This is a genomic window from Photobacterium sp. R1, from assembly GCF_054600795.1.
The window spans coordinates 68,648-88,267 of record NZ_BAAHZP010000006.1 but is presented as its reverse complement, the minus strand read 5'-3'; the positions used below and the strand labels follow the sequence as shown (position 1 = coordinate 88,267).

The 19,620-nt window shown below is 50.2% G+C and carries 15 protein-coding genes; 10 read left to right on the top strand and 5 right to left on the bottom strand.

The window, feature by feature from the left end; translation table 11 throughout:
• Positions 1–24 precede the first annotated feature (24 nt).
• From cmoB to ACYP03_RS11650, 7 genes are all read left to right on the top strand, one after another.
• Positions 25–999 carry a tRNA 5-methoxyuridine(34)/uridine 5-oxyacetic acid(34) synthase CmoB gene (gene cmoB / locus ACYP03_RS11680; RefSeq protein ID WP_459779970.1) on the top strand — a complete coding sequence of 325 codons (975 nt, stop codon included), beginning with the start codon at positions 25–27 and terminating at the stop codon, positions 997–999.
• A 102-nt stretch (positions 1,000–1,101) separates the two neighbouring features.
• The gene (locus ACYP03_RS11675; RefSeq protein ID WP_371929406.1) at positions 1,102–1,857 is read left to right on the top strand and encodes an ATP-dependent zinc protease family protein; all 756 of its coding nucleotides are present in this window, start codon (positions 1,102–1,104) and stop codon (positions 1,855–1,857) included.
• 103 nt (positions 1,858–1,960) lie between these two features.
• Positions 1,961–3,466: an inactive transglutaminase family protein gene (locus tag ACYP03_RS11670; RefSeq protein WP_248140857.1), complete on the top strand. Its 1,506-nt coding sequence runs from the start codon at positions 1,961–1,963 to the stop codon at positions 3,464–3,466.
• Positions 3,467–3,469: 3 nt separating this feature from the next.
• Entirely contained in the window at positions 3,470–4,441 is a 972-nt protein-coding gene (locus ACYP03_RS11665) for an alpha-L-glutamate ligase-like protein (protein WP_248140859.1), read from the top strand.
• A 97-nt stretch (positions 4,442–4,538) separates the two neighbouring features.
• Positions 4,539–5,687 (top strand): MalY/PatB family protein, encoded by a 1,149-nt coding sequence (locus tag ACYP03_RS11660; protein WP_459779967.1) that lies wholly within the window; start codon positions 4,539–4,541, stop codon positions 5,685–5,687.
• An 88-nt stretch (positions 5,688–5,775) separates the two neighbouring features.
• The gene (locus tag ACYP03_RS11655) at positions 5,776–6,297 is read left to right on the top strand and encodes a VC2046/SO_2500 family protein (protein WP_248140862.1); all 522 of its coding nucleotides are present in this window, start codon (positions 5,776–5,778) and stop codon (positions 6,295–6,297) included.
• Positions 6,298–6,555: 258 nt separating this feature from the next.
• On the top strand, positions 6,556–7,245 hold the full coding sequence (locus ACYP03_RS11650; RefSeq protein WP_459779964.1) for an SDR family oxidoreductase: 690 nt from the start codon (positions 6,556–6,558) through the stop codon (positions 7,243–7,245).
• 83 nt (positions 7,246–7,328) lie between these two features.
• Here the strand turns inward: ACYP03_RS11650 and adhE are convergent, their stop codons facing one another.
• Positions 7,329–10,046 carry a bifunctional acetaldehyde-CoA/alcohol dehydrogenase gene (gene adhE, locus ACYP03_RS11645; protein WP_459779962.1) on the bottom strand — a complete coding sequence of 906 codons (2,718 nt, stop codon included), beginning with the start codon at positions 10,044–10,046 and terminating at the stop codon, positions 7,329–7,331.
• A gap of 600 nt (positions 10,047–10,646) precedes the next feature.
• On the opposite strand from adhE, the gene ACYP03_RS11640 reads away from it, so the two are divergent.
• Positions 10,647–11,492 (top strand): ion transporter, encoded by an 846-nt coding sequence (locus ACYP03_RS11640; RefSeq protein ID WP_248140867.1) that lies wholly within the window; start codon positions 10,647–10,649, stop codon positions 11,490–11,492.
• 57 nt (positions 11,493–11,549) lie between these two features.
• On the opposite strand, the gene ACYP03_RS11635 is transcribed toward ACYP03_RS11640, so the two are convergent.
• The 4 genes from ACYP03_RS11635 to cysS form a co-directional block, all read right to left on the bottom strand.
• The gene (locus ACYP03_RS11635; RefSeq protein WP_459779959.1) at positions 11,550–12,578 is read right to left on the bottom strand and encodes a hypothetical protein; all 1,029 of its coding nucleotides are present in this window, start codon (positions 12,576–12,578) and stop codon (positions 11,550–11,552) included.
• Positions 12,579–12,643: 65 nt separating this feature from the next.
• A complete protein-coding gene (locus ACYP03_RS11630; protein WP_459779957.1) occupies positions 12,644–14,248 on the bottom strand; it encodes a D-arabinono-1,4-lactone oxidase in 1,605 nt (534 codons plus the stop codon).
• Between the two features lie 73 nt (positions 14,249–14,321).
• Complete coding sequence (locus ACYP03_RS11625) at positions 14,322–16,163, bottom strand: carotenoid oxygenase family protein (RefSeq protein WP_459779955.1); 1,842 nt, start codon at positions 16,161–16,163, stop codon at positions 14,322–14,324.
• 368 nt (positions 16,164–16,531) lie between these two features.
• Positions 16,532–17,911 (bottom strand): cysteine--tRNA ligase, encoded by a 1,380-nt coding sequence (cysS, locus tag ACYP03_RS11620; protein WP_459779952.1) that lies wholly within the window; start codon positions 17,909–17,911, stop codon positions 16,532–16,534.
• Between the two features lie 254 nt (positions 17,912–18,165).
• Here cysS and ACYP03_RS11615 point away from each other — a divergent pair, with 254 nt between their 5' ends.
• Together ACYP03_RS11615 and lpxH are read left to right on the top strand one after the other, a co-directional pair.
• Positions 18,166–18,663: a peptidylprolyl isomerase gene (locus tag ACYP03_RS11615; RefSeq protein ID WP_248140872.1), complete on the top strand. Its 498-nt coding sequence runs from the start codon at positions 18,166–18,168 to the stop codon at positions 18,661–18,663.
• Positions 18,664–18,709: 46 nt separating this feature from the next.
• Positions 18,710–19,441: a UDP-2,3-diacylglucosamine diphosphatase gene (gene lpxH / locus ACYP03_RS11610; RefSeq protein ID WP_459779949.1), complete on the top strand. Its 732-nt coding sequence runs from the start codon at positions 18,710–18,712 to the stop codon at positions 19,439–19,441.
• Positions 19,442–19,620 lie beyond the last annotated feature (179 nt).

The window sequence follows — 19,620 nt, the reverse complement described above, 5'->3', positions numbered from 1 at the left end:
CATCTGAAGGTTCTGTTTCGCCCCATGTTTAGCTTTTCTGAATTTTACCGTTTACTGGCCAACGACGAGCAACTGCGTCCCTGGCTGAATGTTTTACCGCAGCAATTGTCGGACTGGGAAGCTGCCCAGCACGGTGACATGGGTCGTTGGATACGGGCACTGAAAAAATTTCCGACCGATAAGCCGGATTTAATCGACCTGAAAACCCGGGTCAGTGTGGACAATGAAATTCCGGTTGCCGATGGTGAGAAAAAACGCCTGGAAAGCCTGCTGCGCCTCCTTCATCCATGGCGGAAAGGTCCGTACCATATCCACGGCATCCACATTGATACCGAATGGCGTTCCGACTGGAAATGGGATCGTGTCCTGCCCCACATCTCCCCGCTGAAACACCGGAAAGTGCTGGATGTCGGCTGCGGCAACGGCTATCACATGTGGCGTATGCTGGGCGAAGGTGCAGCCCTGACCGTGGGGATCGACCCGTCCAATCTGTTCCTGATCCAGTTTGAAGCGATGAAGCGCCTGATGGGACAAGATGAACGAGCCTACCTGCTTCCTTTAGGGATTGAACAACTGCCTGAGCTGAAAGCGTTTGATACCGTTTTCTCCATGGGCGTGTTGTATCACCGCCGCTCTCCGCTGGATCATCTGCTTCAGTTGAAAAACCAGCTGCGTCTGGGCGGTGAGCTGGTTCTGGAAACACTGGTGATTGAAGGGGACGAAAATGCCGTGCTGGTTCCTGCACACCGGTATGCACAAATGCATAACGTCTACTTTTTCCCGTCTGCAAAGGCTCTGAAGGTCTGGCTGGAAAAAACCGGCTTTGTTGACGTCAAAATTGTGGATGAAAATATCACCACCACAGATGAGCAGCGCTCGACGGACTGGATGACAAATAATTCACTCCCTGAATATTTAGACCCGCAAGATTCCTCAAAAACGATCGAGGGCTATCCAGCCCCCCGCCGAGCGGTCCTTGTTGCAACAAATCCTGACTGAAGGTTAACAAAAGGGTGCTACCCGCATCCTTTTTTGTGCGCTAAACTACGGCCCCCTAAAGAAAAACTTATAAAAGACTATACAATTTTTGCGGGAGTGCGAATGCTTGGCCGTGGCGCGACTTTGATTGCATTGACCTTTCTTTCCGGCTGCTCAATGCTCAAGACAGAACAGGTTAATCGACGGGACACCAATACACTGACAGCGATAGAGATGATGGAAACCAATGTACATTTCCGTCTGAACCGCATGTCACAACAAATTAATGAACAAAATGAAAACATTGCTAAGTTAGAAAAAGAGCTATCATCAATGTCAGAAGAACTGAATAAAGTAACTTCTGTGCCACCCCCTAAACCTGAAGTGATTGTTGAGAAAAAAATAGTGCCAGTACCACAAAATTCTATCGACATCGATCCAAAAACTGCCCATGGAAAAGTCATTCTGGGTGAAGAGGAATGGGTCTGGCTGGATTCAGTACAATCCTTTTTTAAAGCAAGGGTAGACACTGGCGCGACCACCTCTTCAATCAATGCCCTGGATATCCAGGTGTTTGAGCGTGACGGCAAACAATGGGCCCGCTTCAACCTCAGTCATAGCGGTGAAGAGAATCAGCCTGCCGACCAGATTGTCGAAGCGCCAGTCATTCGCTGGGTCAAAATCCGACAGTCCTCTGCCGATGATTCCGAGCGCCGCCCGGTGGTAGAAATGTGGCTGAAGCTGGGTAAATTGCATGAGAAAGCTCAATTTACTCTGGCAGACAGAACACAGATGACCTATCCGGTATTACTGGGCCGGGAGTTCTTTAAAGACGTGGCATTAGTTGACGTCGGTAAACAATTTGTACAGGGACGATAATCGCATTCCGTTGGGGCATAACCTGGTTACTGCCCCATTTTCATATTCATCACTTTGCTGATTCAACCAACAAAGGGAAAAATATTCATATTCAGAGGTTGTCATGTCGTCAAGAGTTCCGTTTTATTTTCTCATTACCTTGCTCGTCATTGCCGGCGCCGCACTGAGCCTTTACCGTCATGATGTCTATGGTGTGCCATGGACTCCAGGTGAAAAACGAGCCCTGTGGGAGCTGGAGGCGCGCATTGAATTTGACGCCATTGGTAAGGCCGTCAAAGTTTCCATGGCTGCCCCGGAAACCCAGAAAGGCTTCACCCAGATTGATGAAAGCACCTCTTCTCCCGGCTATGGTGTCGCTTTAATTGATACCGATCAGGGCCGCCGCGCCGAATGGTCCATTCGCCAGGCTTCAGGCCGGCAAGTGCTTTATTATAAAACCCAAATGCTGGTCGACCCTCTGGCCACCTTCTCTTCCGACAAACCCAAAGGCGCACCGGAATCCCCCAGTCTGGACAGCCCTCAGGAAACCGCTGCAACGGCCATTCTGACTCAGGCCAAGGCATTGTCGGCAGATAACCTGACCCTGACCCGTGAAATCCTCAAACAGCTGAATGACCGAAATAACCAGAACGCCTCACTGCTGCTGAATTCTTTCAAGAAAGAAAACGTGGTTGTTTTTTTGCTTTCCATGGAAGGCATTCATGCCCGTCTGGTGGGCGGCTTACAGCTTGAGGATGGCCGCAGACGTCAGAGCATCACACCGATGGTTGAAGTCTGGGGTGGCGAGAAATGGCACCTGTTTGACCCGCACACCGGCCAGGAAGGCAAACCCAATGATGTGCTTGTCTGGAACCAGCAAGGCCACTCCCTGCTGGATGTGATTGGCGGACGCAATTCCAATATCAGTTTTTCAATTATTTCTCAGGATATTACACCTCAGCAGGCCACCCGGGAAAAAATACAGGCGGAAGACCTGCTGAACTTCTCCATTCACAGTCTACCGATTGAAGAACAGGCGATGTTCAAAACCATCATGCTGGTGCCGATTGGCGCTCTGATCGTGGTGTTCTTGCGAATTATTGTCGGTCTGAAAACATCGGGAACCTTCATGCCGGTACTGATTGCTGTCGCCTTCGTGCAGACACAGCTGGTGACTGGTGTTCTGGGCTTCCTGCTGATCGTCGGCACCGGTCTGATCATCCGCGGTTATCTCTCGCGGCTGAACTTACTGCTCGTCGCCCGGATATCTGCGGTCATTGTGTCGGTCATACTGATCATCTCTATTTTCACCGTCGTAGCCTTTAAGATCGGCCTGGTGGAAGGCCTGACCATTACCTTCTTCCCGATGATCATCCTGTCATGGACCATCGAACGGATGTCCATTCTGTGGGAGGAAGAAGGGGCAAAAGAAGTGCTGATTCAGGGCGGCGGCTCGCTGCTGACCGCGATTATTGTCTATGTCGCGATGACCAATGACCTGATCCGCCACCTGACCTTCAACTTTATCGGTCTGCAACTCATTGTGATGGCTCTGATCCTCATGCTGGGTAACTACACCGGCTACCGCCTCAGCGAACTGCGCCGCTTTAAGCCGCTGGCGGAGGATTAAACCATGTTTTTATCCCGTTACACCATGCCATGGCGGCTGCGTGAGCGCGGCATTATGGGTATGAACAAACGAAATCACAGTTATATCGGCCGGTATAATGATCGCAGTTTGTTCCCGCTGGTCGATGACAAACTGAAAACCAAGATCCTTGCCCAGCGCGCAGGCGCCACTGTCCCTGAGCTCATCGGGGTGATCCGGAGTCAGGTTCATGTCAAAGAAATTCATGACATGGTCCGAGACTGGCCCGGGTTTGTCATTAAGCCCGCACAGGGCTCTGGCGGTAAAGGCATTCTGGTCATTGTCAAACATGAAAACGGCCTGTATACCAAGCCCTCCGGTGCCGTGATCAACAAGCAGGATGTTGAGCGTCATATCACCAATACCCTAGCCGGCCTGTTCTCGCTGGGGGGAAAAAACGATGTGGCGATGGTCGAAAACCTGATTCAGTTTGATGATGTCTTTGATGGCTTCAGCTTTGAAGGCGTACCTGATATTCGGGTGATTGTCTTTAAAGGTTATCCGGTGATGGCCATGATGCGTTGCTCGACGGCAGCCTCTGACGGAAAGGCAAACCTGCACCAGGGCGCTGTCGGTGTCGGCATTGATATTGCGACCGGGAAAGCCGTGCGGGCGGTTCAGTTTAACCAGCCGGTTGAACATCACCCGGATACCGAGCGCCAGCTGAGTGAACTGTGTGTTCCCAACTGGCAAAAACTGCTGGAGCTGGCATCCGGTGCCTGGGAAATGACCGGGCTGGGCTATCTGGGGACAGACATGGTGCTGGATAAAGTCCGGGGACCTATGGTCCTGGAGCTCAACGCACGTCCCGGACTGGCGATTCAGATAGCCAACGGATGTGGCTTGCTGCCACGCCTGCATCACATTGAAAGCCTGGGCACACCGTCCAAGATCCCCTCTCCTGCCGAACGGGTCGCTTATGCCGCTGACCAGTTTGGTGCAAAACCACTGTTTTGATATCTATCCAGCCCCAATCCAAGATAGGGGCTTTCTTCATCTGACTGATTCATCGCATAATCACTGAAAGATATCATCAACTTGCCAGAGAAAGCCGATGTCAGAAGACCTGCACTTATTTGATCAGCATATTGACCGTACCCGCAGTAACAGCATCAAGTGGAAGAAATATCAAGGCAGAGATATTTTGCCTATGTGGGTTGCCGACAGTGATTTTAAAGTACCAGATGCGATTTCCAACGCCCTGCATCGTCATATCGACCACGGTATTTTCGGCTATGGCTCGGCACCGGCTTCCTTAACCGAACTAATAGTTGAACGGATGGCGGAGCGATATCACTGGCACATTAAACCAGAATGGATTGTCTATCTGCCCGGTTTAGTCAGTGGTCTCAATCTGGCCGTTCGCGCCTGTACGGACAGTCATGAAGGCGTCATCACGCCAGCACCGATTTATCCCAAATTCGTTACGGCAGCAAAATTTGCCCAACGGCCTCTGACTTTATCCCCGATCAAATTGCAGCATGAACGCTGGCTGACGGATCTTGAAGCAACCGAAGTGCCGGACGACAGTAAGCTGATGCTGTTCTGTAATCCCCTCAACCCGGGCGGAACCGTGCATACTCGCAGTGAACTGAACACGTTGCACCGCTTCGCGAAAAAGCATGATCTCATCGTCTGTTCTGATGAGGTTCACTGCGACCTGATTTTAGATGAAGAGGCACACCATATTCCTTTCGCCAGCCTGGATGAAGATGCAGCGCAACGCTCCATTACTCTGATTGCACCGAGCAAGACCTTCAACATTGCCGGACTGGGTGCTGCAATGGCCATTATTCCGAGTTTTGAGCTCAGACGTCGCTTCAACCGGGTCCGGGCCGGGATTGTACCTGACATGAACGTACTGGCCTACACCGCGGCTGAAGCTGCCTATCGGGATTGCCAGCCCTGGCTGACGCAACAGCTCAATTACCTGCGCCAGCACCGAGACCGACTGATGAAAGAGATCAACGCAATGCCCGGGCTGAAACTTCACCCGATTGAAGCCACGTATCTGGCCTGGATAGATGCTTCTGAGTTGCCTGTTGAAAATCCGCATGCCTTTTTTGAAACGGCTGGTGTCGGCTTTTCTCCCGGTGCAGATTTTGGGCATCCGGGCTTTATCCGAATGAACTTTGCGTGCACAACTGATACACTGACGCTCGCCATCGACCGGATGCGACATGCAATTGAATCGATTGGTTAATATCCAAACAAATCCGCGTTAATTTCTCTAAAGATTTTTGTAAAGCGTCCGATAGAGAGTGTACAGGTTTTATTTTTTGTCGGACTCCATGCAAATCCATACCCTAGACAAAGCGCAGCTGATCAGTGAAGTACAGCTCGGTTACTCCCTCAACCATGCGGTTGAGCAGGGTCGCCGTTCTGACTTCGCGTTGATGCTTGCGATGCTGTCGCCGGATTACCTGGAAACTGTCCCGACAGAAAAACCCCTGCCCCCCGGAACCACAGAAGAGCAGCTGCGGACCTATTTTGAGCTGCAGGACCCGGCCCCGCTCACCACATCCGAGTACTGTTACCCGCGGGGTGCAGAGCAATCCGACGCTTTCCATCGCGGAGGACTGATCGCAACTCGCTTGCTGAGTTCCTTACAGCCGATTGCCATTACCTTCCCGCCTCAGGACACCAAAGGCATGCCGGAAGAGCTGTACCATAACCTGTCCGGGCATGAGCGCCGCCGTCTCCCTCCGGTTCAGCAGGAGCCAATGAAGGGTTCGCCACAGGATCTCTACATGAACCTCATCCGCGCGAAACGTTCCGCAGAAATGTATGGCACAGTAGCCAAATTCAACTGATCAACCTCACCGATTATTCCTGTTATATTTCAGTCAATTAGATATGTTTTTCGTGATGGATCACAAAGAGAAAAATTTCGTGACAGGTGTCATAAGCCGAACAATCGAATACCGCTTTCCATAAGTGCTTAACTAAGATTTAACAATATCGGGGTGTTATTAGTTTACATAATAACGAATAAATATTGATGAAAGGCTCCTTCTTGGTTGAAGCATCATAACAATATCTGTGTATCCAAATAATAGGAAGATTGCGCTATGAATATTGCAGACTCAGTGATCCTGATTACAGCTGCAGGCTGCCCATTAGGAAAAGCAGCGTCGTTCCACTTTGCTTCACTGGGGGCAAAAATTGCCCTCGTGGATACAGAATCAGATCGGTTGGATACCAACTACAAAGAATGCAAAAGTCGTGGCGGTGACTGCTTTGCACTTTGTCTGGCGGATAATAAAGAGTCCACGATCGCCCATGCGATCGAATCGGTTCATGAGCATTACGGAAAAATTGATGTGCTGATTAACTGCTGGTTAGGCGTTGATATGCCGATGCTCTTAACCCAAACATCTGTCGAAGAATTTTGCCAGCTGATGACGGAAGGCACCTCTGCTTTCCTGTCATTCGGAAAACAAACAGCCGGTTATATGCGGGCGCACAACCAAAATGGCGTGATAATCAATCTTGCCGCCTGCAGACCGGACAACCCGGTCCCGCTCAACAGCAGTTCCAGAGCCATGCTGGCCGGATTTACTCAGAGCTGGTCCAAAGAACTGGCTCAATACAAAATCCGGGTCGGTGGCGTATTTCCGCTGATTTTCGACGAAAAGCAGGATCTGCCGCCCAGTACGCTGCTCAGTCTGCCGATGCAGTATGAGATCGCCCGAAGCGCTGAGTACATCGTCACCAATGACTATTTTAATGGCCGCATGATTGAAGCCGAAGTCGTCTGAACACAAACGTCGTTCATACAGATTCACACAAAAAAAGAACCCGCCGATTGGCGGGTTCTTTCATGCTGCAGAGTGATTAAGCTTTATGCTTTCTCTGCAACTTTTTTCGCTTTTGCTGCAGGTGCCGCGACTTTTGTTGCTTCCGCTGGTTTCTGATCTGCTTTTTTCAGAATCACAGTGGTGCCTTCAACGGTTTCACCTTCGACATAAGCTTTACCGTAGTAAGAAGCCAGCAGCACTTCTTTCAGCTCAGTGATCAGCGGGTAGCGAGGGTTCGCACCGGTACACTGGTCATCGAATGCTTCTACGGCCAGCTCATCCAGCTTCGCCAGGAAGTCTGATTCTGGCACACCCGCTGCCTGAATAGACTTCGGAATGTCCAGGTTGTCTTTCAGCTCGTCCAGCCAGCTCAGCAGACGCTCAATTTTCTTAGCTGTGCGGTCACCCGGCTGAGACAGACCCAGATGATCCGCGACTTCAGCATAACGACGGCGTGCCTGTGGACGGTCGTACTGAGAGAAAGCTGTTTGCTTGGTTGGATTGTCGTTGGCGTTATAGCGCACCACGTTCGCAATCAGCAGAGCATTCGCCAGGCCATGCGGCAGATGGAATTCTGCACCAATCTTATGCGCCATTGAGTGGCACACACCCAGGAAAGCGTTCGCAAATGCGATACCGGCAATGGTTGCGGCATTGTGCACTTTCTCGCGGGCAATCGGGTCTTTCGCACCGTTTGCATAGCTTGATGGCAGGTACTGTTTCAGCAGTTGCAGGGCTTGCAGTGCCTGACCGTCTGAGTACTCGTTTGCCAGAACAGACACATAAGCTTCCAGTGCATGCGTCACGGCATCGTAACCACCAAATGCAGTCAGCGACTTCGGCATGTTCATCACCAGGTTAGCATCCACAATCGCCATCTGAGGCGTCAGCTCGTAATCAGCCAGCGGATATTTCGCACCGGTCCCATCGTCAGTCACAACTGCAAATGGCGTTACTTCAGAACCAGTCCCTGAGGTGGTTGTAATACACACCAGCTCAGCTTTCTTGCCCATTTTCGGGAATTTGTAGATACGTTTACGGATATCCATAAAGCGCATCGCCAGTTCCTCAAAATGAGTGTCCGGATGCTCATACATCACCCACATGATTTTAGCGGCATCCATCGGTGAACCACCGCCCAGTGCAATGATGACATCCGGCTGAAAGCTCTTCATCGCTTCCGCACCTTTTTTCACCACGGTCAGTGTCGGGTCTGCTTCCACATCGTAGAAAGCATGCACATCCATCCCCTGCGCTTTCAGCAGCGACATCACTTCGTCCGCATAACCATTGTTGAACAGGAAACGGTCTGTCACCAGAAATGCACGTTTCTTGTCTTCCAGGTCAGTCAGCGCAACCGGCAGGCTGCCACGACGGAAGTAGATAGATTTCGGCAGTTTGTGCCACAACATATTTTCAGCCCGTTTTGCGACAGTTTTCTTGTTGATCAGGTGCTTAGGACCCACGTTCTCTGAAATAGAGTTACCGCCCCATGAACCGCAACCCAATGTCAGGGATGGCGCCACGTTGAAGTTATACAGGTCACCGATACCACCATGAGTGGTTGGAATGTTCACCAGAATACGCGCTGTTTTCAGCTTGTCACCGAAGTACTTGATACGATCTTCATTGATATCCTGGTTGGTATAGAGGCCGGACGTGTGACCGATACCGCCCAGTTCAACCATTTGACAGGCCATATTGACCGCATCTTCGAATGTCTTCGCACGGAACATCCCCAAAGTCGGAGACAGTTTTTCATGCGCAAATTCTTCGTCGATGGTGATCGCAACACCTTCGCCAATCAGCACTTTGGTGTCTGAAGGAACCGCAATCCCAGCCATCTCAGCAATCTTGGTGGCCGGCTGACCAACGATATTCGCGTTGAGATTGCCTTCAATCAGAATCACTTTACGGACTTTGTCAGCTTCTTCTTTGCTCAGCACATAACCTTTATGGCTTGCAAAACGCTCTTTCACTTCGTCATAGACTTCATCCATGACAATCACAGCCTGTTCTGAAGCACAGACCACGCCGTTATCGAAAGTTTTTGACATCAGGACAGAAGCAACTGCACGCTTGATGTCCGCTGTTTCATCAATAACGACAGGCACGTTACCGGCACCTACACCGATGGCAGGCTTACCAGATGAATAGGCCGCTTTCACCATGCCCGGACCACCGGTTGCCAGAATCAGGTTGATATCGTCATGCTTCATCAGTGCATTGGACAGCTCAACCGATGGCTGATCAATCCAGCCGATAATATCTTTCGGTGCACCTGCGGCAACCGCAGCATCCAGCACCAGTTTGGCCGCAGCATTGGTTGATTCTTTCGCACGCGGGTGTGGCGAGAAGATAATACCGTTACGGGTTTTCAGTGAAATCAGAGACTTGAAGATCGCTGTTGACGTCGGGTTGGTGGTTGGCACAATACCGCAAATCAGGCCCACCGGCTCAGCAATCGTCAGCGTGCCAAATTCATCATTTTCTTCAAGAATGCCGCAGGTTTTTTCGTCTTTATATTTGTTATATATAAATTCAGAGGCAAAGTGGTTTTTGATCACTTTGTCTTCGACAATACCCATGCCAGACTCATTCACCGCTTGCTGTGCCAGCGGAATACGGGCATTGTTTGCCGCCAGTGAAGCCGCACGGAAGATCTTATCGACCTGCTCCTGAGAGTACGTCGCAAACACTTTCTGTGCTGCTTTAACACGGGCAACCATTGCATCGAGTTCAGCCAAATTCGTGACAGGCATAGTCAACTCCTAACTTTAAGATTGAAAACTTTTTAGTAAGGATACGTCTTAAATCCTTGCCATAAGGGCGCTTATCGCCGATGTCGCACTCTTAGTAAATTGCTTTCAAAACTGATTTTATGACTTCATCTTCGTAAAAGACTTGATCTGGATCATGTGAAGTGCACAGTTCAATAACACTTCAAATGAAGAAAAATTCAATAAAAAAATCAGATACTTAAAAGCAACACATGTTCAACCAATTCAATATTCAGCCAATGTGCACTGAATTGATCTTGAAAAAAAATTACTCGACTGAAAATAAATTTCGTTAGCACAACAAACCGCATGTTCCGCTGCATCCAGCCCGGGATGGCCCATCATGAGGATGGTTGCTATCCCATAAAGCCTAATCCACATTGGTACGTCACGATAAATTCACTGTATAAATTTTCACCCGAAATTCAGCAACAAAGAGCATATCACTTCAGGGAAGAAGTCTCACGATATGAAAACAAAATCGTATTTCGCTTCCCAGTTCCCAAAGACATTGAACAACGCCATAGCAACGGTCGCTACACTTGGGTATGCTTTTGTTTTTTCACCTTTCAGATTGTATTTATGTCCCGTTCGTCATTGCAGGAAACCATTTACGTCACCATTTTTGGTACCCACACGCCTGCCGGTAAAACCTTCGATATTGCACTCATTGTGACCATCCTTGCTTCTATTACTGTGCTGATGCTTGGCTCAGTCAGCAGTATCGGCGCGCTGTGGGGAAAAGTGTTTTACTGGATGGAATGGGGATTCACGCTGGTATTCACGATTGAGTACCTGCTGCGTCTCTACAGCTCGCCGAAACCAGCAGCCTATGCACGCAGCTTTTATGGCATTGTGGACTTATTAGCCATCCTGCCCACATATCTGGTGTTCCTGTTCCCGACAGCCCATTATCTGATGGTCATCCGACTTCTGCGGGTGATGCGGATTTTCCGGGTGCTGAAACTCATGCGCTACTTACAGGACTCGAATCTGCTGCTCCGTTCCCTGCTGCAATCGAGCCGGAAAATTTTGATCTTTTTCACGACTGTCGCTGTACTGGTTACCGTTTTCGGTTCGCTGATGTTTGTGATTGAAGGGCCCGAACATGGGTTTACCAGTATTCCCTACAGCATTTACTGGGCCATCGTGACACTGACAACGGTCGGTTATGGTGATGTCGTACCTCAGACTGACCTGGGCAAGGCGCTGGCTTCATTTACCATGCTGATGGGTTACTCCATTATTGCCGTCCCAACCGGCATTATTACGGCAGAGATAGGCCATCAGAGCCAGCTGCACCGTACGCTGGTGAAATGCATGAACTGTTCCCGCGCTGGCCATGAACCTGATGCTGTCTTTTGTAAGCACTGTGGCAGCCAGCTGGCTGACCCTGATGATCGGGTCGTTCAGACGACAGAAAGCTGAATCAGTCCAGCAATGTATGTCCGGAGATTTCTTTCTCGCCGGACATACACACTTTTTTTACTGCGGGCACATCTCACTGCCACTAAATTCCAGTAACCCCTGAGGCACTTCCATAGTATCCACCAGCCGGCCCCACCGGTACACTTGGGCGGTGATCCGGGCATTCATCGATTTCATAATTGGCTGGTCCTGCCCGAAGACGACTTTCGAAGGCATTTCCGAAATATAAAAATCGGTCAGATCAGAACTGGCTTCGACTTCAATTTTCTTCCCGAGCTTGGTGATGGTCAGTTTCAGGTAGCCGTTACAGGCATTGGATTCTTTCTGAACACTCAGGCCCACCAGAGACGGATGTAGCAGAATATCTGCTTGTTCTGACACATAGCGGCCAACCCAGAGCTCCAGAGGCAGCCCTCCCTGTGAACCGCCGGTCATCATCAATTGCCTTTCCGGCGTAAATGCCCCTAAAAAAGAAAATCCTTCGCTTTTCTTGGCATCAAACCACCCCTTGTCCAGATAAGTCACCCCCTCTCCGGAATGAGAGATCTCCCCGAGCCGGAATTCATACTGGCTGGGCGTGCCCATCGAATAAACAAAGTAATTCACAGCCACGCCGGGAAAATCGCCAATCAACCCGAACGGATTCTGACCCGGATTTGAACCACCAGTGTAGTGACGGTGCTCCCCGGTGTATTTCAGATGAAAGCTCAGATTCTCCAGATTCAGACGAATGCCATCCTGATCAATATCGACCTTATCCGGCACAGAAAACCGGAACGCTTCGCTGCCGGGCTGACCTTCCAGTTCAACCTGATCAAAATACTGATCCAACACAACCTGTTGTCCCCCAACCGGCGCATAAACGACGTGTACATATGCATGCTCAGCCTGAGGGTCAAGATCAGGGGTAAGATATGTTTGTGCACTGATTTTAAAATACCCCACCAGCGGATCATTGAGATAATAGAACCACTGTTCACTCCAGGTGTTGCTGGTCGGTGTATGCGGGCGAATGTCATCCAGACGTGTCGCCTGACATGTCCAGCTCACAGACATGAGCAGACACCAGCTGATGATTGATTTCATCGTCACATCCCTTTTCATGCAAAGAAATGTGGCAGCTGAATCGCTGCCACGTTTGAAAGAACGCCTCAGCGGCAGATTCGTGCGTCCGTAAAGTAACGGCCGGGCTGACAGCTGGTTCCTGTCGGGCAGTGTTCATCCGTCTGGCAGTAGCACTCCCCGCGCGTGTTACACCCGGGAGTCAGATAATCTTCCAGCGGAATCTCCCCACTGACCCGCTCCCAGAATGGATTGGTGAAGACATTCAAAGGATCCAGCTCGTTTTTGGCCTGCAGGAATTCCGGCCAGCGGTTAAAGCGTGCCGGCATGTCTTCGAAAATGGCGACGGAGTTTTTCCCCCAGTGCGGACGGGCACCGTATTTCCGGAGCGACAACTGTTCGATCTCCAGATTCACGAAATAGTTTTTCGGTTCCTTCTTCCCTTCCTGACGCAGGGTATATTCGATGCCGACAAACGCCGTATCGCGATCTGCACTCATGCCAATGTAACTTTTCGAGGCCTGACCGAACCGGAAATAAATACCGTTGAGCGGGAAACAGGTTCGGGGATGGGCTGCAACAATCTGACGAACATCCCGGATCCAGTCGGGCAACTGTTCAATATCAATGGCCACTTCCTGCAGTGCGATGGGCAGCCGGTCCCAGATACACTTGTTCGGGTCCTTACACTTGAAGTACTGCATCTGGTCGGAATAGCCGACAGGGTTGCTGATTTTCTTACCGGTCTGAGTATCCCGGAAATATGAATTCGCTCTGGCCTGATAACGGGCTTTGGCTGCCAGACACTGTAAACCGCTGCCCGGGAACTCATGCGCCGCATTAAAGAGCAATCCGAAGAAAAACTCCTGCACATCAGACACATCAGCCTGAGCGTTATAAGCTTCTCCCGGTGTATCCAGTGGAACCGGGTTGTACAGTGTCGTGGTATAACGACCCAGCCCCGGGAACCAGGCAATATTGGCCGAGTAATTACTGCGGGCAATCTCAAGGACTTTGTCTTCCAGCCCTTCATCACTCAGGTAACCTTTGACGTCTGCCCTCACTTTAAAGGCGTCTTCCAGTTGCAGTGTGACTTCAACAACCACACCCAGTACCCCCAGATTCACCCGGGCCGCATCGAGCAAATCACCCGTCAGTACTCTGGCCTGCCCCTGTCCGTCGACGATTTTCATACGGGTGACGTAGTCCGCCAGCATATTACTGGGTTTTTCCAGGGTAGAGCCATGAGTACCGCTGCCCAGCATCCCGCCAATGGTAAAGGTGCCCAGCTCGGTTACCATATTGACGGCCAGCCCCTGCGAGCGCAGAAAATCATTCAAATCGTTAAATCGCATTCCGGCTTGAACCGTGACTTGCTTGCTTGCAGCATCAAACTGAACAATTTTATCCATATTTTTCAGTGTGATTTGAACCTGCTCGTCAGCCGCACAGGCAGCATCAATCTGGCTGGCAAACTTGCGGTTCCCGGTCATCACAGTTTTGCCCTGAGCCAGCGCATCTTCCACAATGGACTGCACTTCCTCTACCGAAGTGGGATCGTAGATGACACCGGGATGACAAGTGTAAGTTCCCTGATAATTTGAGAGCGTGTTTTCCGGTTCATTCGAGTGGAGCGCAAATGCCACACCAGCAGCCGCCACCCCGGCTAACAGCAGTCGTCCGACTTTCTTCATGATTTTATCCTTATAATTTGCGACTCACAGCAGAAGCTGAACCCATCCAGAGTTCGTCACCAGAGCCATTGTCCTAGCCAAAACGCGGTAATATTTGTTCTTCAATCACCTTCCTGACCGATGCCCTGTGCGACGACGCACGGGAGCGGAAAAAGTCACCCACATTGGCCCGGTAACTGTTGTCAGGCCGCCGATCAATTTCCGGGACCCAGAGTGCATGATTGGTCGTGGCAAAATTCAGATCCGGATGCCCCAGAATCGCAATGGGTCCCATCGCCAGATTCTGTGCATCAAACAACCAGATTTCCTTGCCATTCCCAAGGCCATGTGTCGGTTGCTGACGCACCACGGCAGTAAAGAGGTAGCCATCCTGCTGAGAAGTTGCATTCGGTCGGGAAATAAACTGCGGTGTCCGCATCACGCAGTCTGCCGGAAACTGATAGGCATCCGTCAGAGTCATGGTGAGACAATCCAGATGCACCAGTGCAGAAGGCTGCGTTTCCTGCGGCAGTGAGTCATTGGTGAACAGACGATTCGGATAATCCTGATAAGCTTTCGCGACCCGCGACACAACATGCTCCGGCCGGTAACCGACAGCAGCCCAGTAAATATGCTCGAACGTTTCCGGGAACTGGAAATGGCCCTGATAGGCGGGATCGTTCATGTCCCAGAACAGCTGATCATCACGCAGTAACCGGAAATCCGCATGGATCTCCCGTACTGAATCTGACTTCACCTGAATGCGGGTCCGGGTTAAGCCGCCCACATCCACCGGGGCGGCCGGATAGCCTGCAATCCTTGCAGAGACCCGTCCACCAAAATGCAGCCGGTCCCAGGTATATTGCGGCTCCGATTTATCCATTGCGCCGAGATACTGGCCATACAGGGTAATTTCGTGGTCATGGTCATCGTAATTACACATGACATCTGAGGTATCAAAATCCAGCTCAAGATAATCTGCGATAACCTGTGTCTTTCCCGCCAGCAGATCTTTTTTGCGGATCACCCAGACCGGCGTCCGGTGTTTTTGCGGCTCGACACTGCGAATTCCGATCATGCGCAGTGGCTCAACCTGAGCAGCCGTTTCAAAAACCAGGATATGGTGGCGTGTTACTCCCAGCGAATGCGCGGTTGCCGCGATAAATGCCGGGCGGCCATCGCGGCCCATCACCTGCCAGCGCTGCAAGGCCCCTTTCTGATCCCATTTGATTAAATGAATGAAGCCGTGACGCGTCCCAAGCTTCCCAATATTGCCGCCGTAATTGATGGTGAAGCAGTCATTGGTTTCCAGATCAAAATAGGGATGTCCCGTGGTCCGGACTTGCGGGAATAACCATTTCTCCGGCGTCAGTACATCCATCAGCGGCGGCAGGCTGCTTTCCCATTCGTCGTAATGACCGATCGGCGTAACCAGTTCGAGTGACTGAGCATCAAACTCGTAAGGCACGCCGCCTTCAAAACTCAGGGCAAAACGCTTGTTCCCCATGTAATTTGGTGCCGTATTGCAGGTATTTACAAACCCCATCGTTGGGCTGTAGTACGCCATCCCCCCCATAAGTTTGAAGCGGTCCGGCCAGCTGTCGATATGCTGCTGCATCAGCACTGATGGGGTATTGATCATTTTTCGGATAAAGCGGACACCCTGCTGGGAGAGATCAACCCGGGTCAGTGCGCCCCGGCCACTGGGCGTAAAATGTCCTTCTTCGAGGGGGATACCTTCGGCAAAAAAGACATGCCCGTGGATGTCATCCGGAAGCTGACCGGACAGTACAGACAACTCACCTGAACGGTCAGTGAGGTGCGCATCCATGATACGCTGCGGAAACGATGATGAAGACTCTGCACTCATCGTCATGCCGCTGACCGGTACCATCGCAGCGCCCGCCAGCCCTTTCAAAAATGTCCTTCTTCTCATGAAGATCTTCCGCCAAAGTTACGAAAAATGTTACGTAAAAGTAACTCTAGCGGCGAATTCATTTTTCAAATGAATGTTTTAAAATTTTGCAAAACATATCAAGATATGTATGAAAAAATTATCATAATTACAAAGATTTTAGTTATTAAGCAGAAAAGTACGAGTTAGAGATAGATTTATCGATAAAAATTGTTATTTATAAACAATTTAAATTGGGCAAAGAATGACCATCACTGATAAATACTGCTATTCATTCATGATTTATCGGAGAGAAAAATTACAAAAAAAAGAGCTGTGCATCAAACACAGCTCTTTCTCGATAAAAATGTTATTTCTGACGTTCAGAAACCAACGAATCGTCTGACCGTTTACTTACGACGCCACGTGGTGCCCTGAGGACCATCTTCCAGAATAATGCCCATTGCGGTCAGTTTATCACGCGCGGCATCTGCGGCTGCCCAGTCCTTCGCGGCACGAGCATCCAGACGCTGCTGAATCAGCGCTTCAATCTCAGCCACATCATCTTCTTTGGCACCACTTTGCAGGAAAGCTTCAGGTTCCTGTGCCAGCAAGCCCAGTACGCTGCCCAGTTCACGCAAGCGCGCACCCAGTGCTGAAGCGGCTGCCAGATCTTCAGTCTTCAGACGGTTGATCTCACGGGCCATATCAAACAGCACCGAATACGCTTCAGGCGTATTGAAATCATCATCCATAGCAGCTTTGAAACGCTCAACGAAAGCTTCAGCGCCCTGCGCAGCAACTGTCTCGTCCAGTCCGCGCAGTGCCGTATATAAACGTTCCAGCGCAGAGCGGGCCTGCTTCAGGTTTTCTTCGCTGTAGTTCAGCTGGCTGCGATAATGCCCGGACATCAGGAAGTAACGTACGCTCTCAGCATCGTAATATCCCAGTACATCGCGGATGGTAAAAAAGTTTCCCAATGATTTGGACATCTTCTCGCGATCAACCATCACCATGCCACTGTGCATCCAGGTATTGACATACTGGGTGTCATGGGCACAGCAGGACTGAGCAATTTCGTTTTCATGATGCGGGAATTGCAGGTCAGAGCCGCCGCCATGAATATCAAAATGATCGCCCAGAATGGCAGAGTTCATCGCAGAACATTCAATGTGCCAGCCCGGACGACCCGGTCCCCAAGGGGATTCCCAGGTCGGTTCACCCGGCTTGGACATTTTCCACAGGACAAAATCCAACGGACTGCGCTTGGCGGTTTCGATATCAACACGGGCGCCGGCCTGAAGCTGCTCCAGATCCTGGCCGGACAGCTTGCCGTATTCATCAAACTTGCTGACTTCGAACATGACATCGCCGTTGTCCGCCACATACGCGAATCCGCGCTCAATCAGACGTTCACACAGTGCAATGATTTCCGCAATAAATTTAGTCGCACGCGGTTCCACATCCGGACGCGCCATCCCCAGTGCATCAAAATCGGTGTACATTTCACCAATTAGACGCTCTGTCAGAGAGTCACAGCTTTCACCGTTCTCAGCGGCGCGTTTGATAATTTTGTCGTCAATATCTGTGATATTACGGACAAAAGTCAGGTCATAACCGCTGTAACGCAGATAGCGTGACACCACGTCGAATGCGACAAAAGTTCGACCGTGGCCGATGTGACACAAATCGTAAATGGTAACCCCGCAGACGTACATGCCGACTTTGCCTGGCACGATGGGTTTAAATTCCTCTTTTTGTCTTGTCAGTGAGTTATAGATCTTTAACATGTCTGATAATTACTCATTTTTGGGGTTACGATTTAAAGCGCTAATTACACCTTTAATGACCTTTGAAGGCAAGGGAAATTGCGGTATCAGCCTGATATTCGCGACCGATTTTACCTCTCCGAACCCTCTTCTATAGTTAAAGGATTACGCCTGTCCATTCCGGGCAGATTGATAGCAAACTTGTATTGACGCTTAGCCTTAGTTCGTTAGAATTCAGGGTTTAAAAGCAATACACTCCAGTAAAGGATAAGCTCATGGTAACGCTTCACACCACATTTGGTGATATTAAAATTCAGCTAGACACAGAAAAAGCACCAGAGACCAGTGCGAACTTCCTGCAGTACTGCCGTGACGGTTTCTATCAAGGCACGCTGTTTCACCGTGTGATTGACGGCTTCATGATCCAGGGCGGCGGCATGGCTTCCGGCATGGTAGAAAAAGAAACCCGTGCGCCAATCAAGAATGAAGCGAATAACGGCCTGAGCAACAAAACTGGCACGATTGCAATGGCACGTACCATGGAACCACACTCTGCCAGCTCTCAGTTTTTCATCAACGTTAACGACAACAACTTCCTGGACTTCAAATCTGAAACGCCAGACGGTTGGGGTTACTGCGTATTCGGTGAAGTGGTTGAAGGTATGGACGTCGTCAACAAGATTAAATCTGTGGCGACAGGCAACTGGGGTTACGTACACCAGGATGTTCCTGTAGAAGAAGTTGTGATCAACTCTGTCACCATCGAAGAATAATCATCTGTCAGTGGCCGGATTCCTCCGGCCACTTTCTCCGGACGCTATGACCACTTGCTTTATTGCAGATTTGCACCTGAGTGCGGATCGACCTGACATCACCGATTGTTTCCTGCGCTTTATGTCTGAAGAAGCCACCCAATGCGAGGCGCTGTATGTGCTGGGTGATTTGTTCGAGATGTGGATTGGCGATGATGACGACAATACGTTTCACCGACAGATTAAAGGGGCGTTCAAAGCGCTGACCGAATCTGGCGTTCCCTGCTATTTTATTCATGGTAACCGGGACTTTCTGATCGGTTCACAATTCAGCCGGGAAACCGGAGTCACTTTGCTGCCTGAACACACCGTGATTGATCTCTACGGCACGCCGACCCTCATACTGCATGGCGATACCCTGTGTACGCTGGATGAAAATTATCAGCGCTATCGCAAAAAGGTTCATAACCCTTTCATTCAGTGGCTGTTCTTGCGGTTACCCCTATCTTGGCGACAGTCCATTGGCCGTAAAATGCGTTCTAACAGCAGTCAGACCAATCAGATGAAAGCGAATTCAATCATGGATGTCACACCTCAAGCCGTGATTGACCTGATGAAAGAGAAAAAAGTCACCCGTATGATTCACGGGCATACCCACCGCCCGGCGGTTCATCAGATAAACAGGGATGATCTGCAAGCCACAAGAACCGTGTTGGGAGACTGGTATGATCAAGGCTCTGTACTGCGTTGTTCGCCAATGGGTTGCCAGCTCGAAACCCGCCAATTCCCGGATGCCTGAAAGGGATAAAAAATCTTCAAAAAGTATTCATCAGGGTTATCTCTCGTCGTTTTCACTTTCGCTCACGACCAGATTTGAGTATTATTTTTACTTATCCACATTTTCTTTTGGGCTAAAGATCACAAGCCGCGTAATTTCTCCGCCAAAGGTCACAACCGGTAGAAAATTCTACTGCTAAT

Coding starts and splice junctions, on each gene's coding strand:
- adhE (WP_459779962.1), bottom strand. CDS start 10,046: ATGCCTGTCACGAATTTGGCTGAACTCGATGCAATGGTTGCCCGTGTT.
- ACYP03_RS11635 (WP_459779959.1), bottom strand. CDS start 12,578: ATGAAATCAATCATCAGCTGGTGTCTGCTCATGTCTGTGAGCTGGACA.
- ACYP03_RS11625 (WP_459779955.1), bottom strand. CDS start 16,163: ATGAGAAGAAGGACATTTTTGAAAGGGCTGGCGGGCGCTGCGATGGTA.
- ACYP03_RS11660 (WP_459779967.1), top strand. CDS start 4,539: ATGTCAGAAGACCTGCACTTATTTGATCAGCATATTGACCGTACCCGC.
- ACYP03_RS11655 (WP_248140862.1), top strand. CDS start 5,776: ATGCAAATCCATACCCTAGACAAAGCGCAGCTGATCAGTGAAGTACAG.
- ACYP03_RS11615 (WP_248140872.1), top strand. CDS start 18,166: ATGGTAACGCTTCACACCACATTTGGTGATATTAAAATTCAGCTAGAC.
- ACYP03_RS11675 (WP_371929406.1), top strand. CDS start 1,102: ATGCTTGGCCGTGGCGCGACTTTGATTGCATTGACCTTTCTTTCCGGC.
- ACYP03_RS11630 (WP_459779957.1), bottom strand. CDS start 14,248: ATGAAGAAAGTCGGACGACTGCTGTTAGCCGGGGTGGCGGCTGCTGGT.
- ACYP03_RS11650 (WP_459779964.1), top strand. CDS start 6,556: ATGAATATTGCAGACTCAGTGATCCTGATTACAGCTGCAGGCTGCCCA.
- ACYP03_RS11640 (WP_248140867.1), top strand. CDS start 10,647: ATGTCCCGTTCGTCATTGCAGGAAACCATTTACGTCACCATTTTTGGT.
- cysS (WP_459779952.1), bottom strand. CDS start 17,911: ATGTTAAAGATCTATAACTCACTGACAAGACAAAAAGAGGAATTTAAA.
- ACYP03_RS11665 (WP_248140859.1), top strand. CDS start 3,470: ATGTTTTTATCCCGTTACACCATGCCATGGCGGCTGCGTGAGCGCGGC.
- lpxH (WP_459779949.1), top strand. CDS start 18,710: ATGACCACTTGCTTTATTGCAGATTTGCACCTGAGTGCGGATCGACCT.
- ACYP03_RS11670 (WP_248140857.1), top strand. CDS start 1,961: ATGTCGTCAAGAGTTCCGTTTTATTTTCTCATTACCTTGCTCGTCATT.
- cmoB (WP_459779970.1), top strand. CDS start 25: ATGTTTAGCTTTTCTGAATTTTACCGTTTACTGGCCAACGACGAGCAA.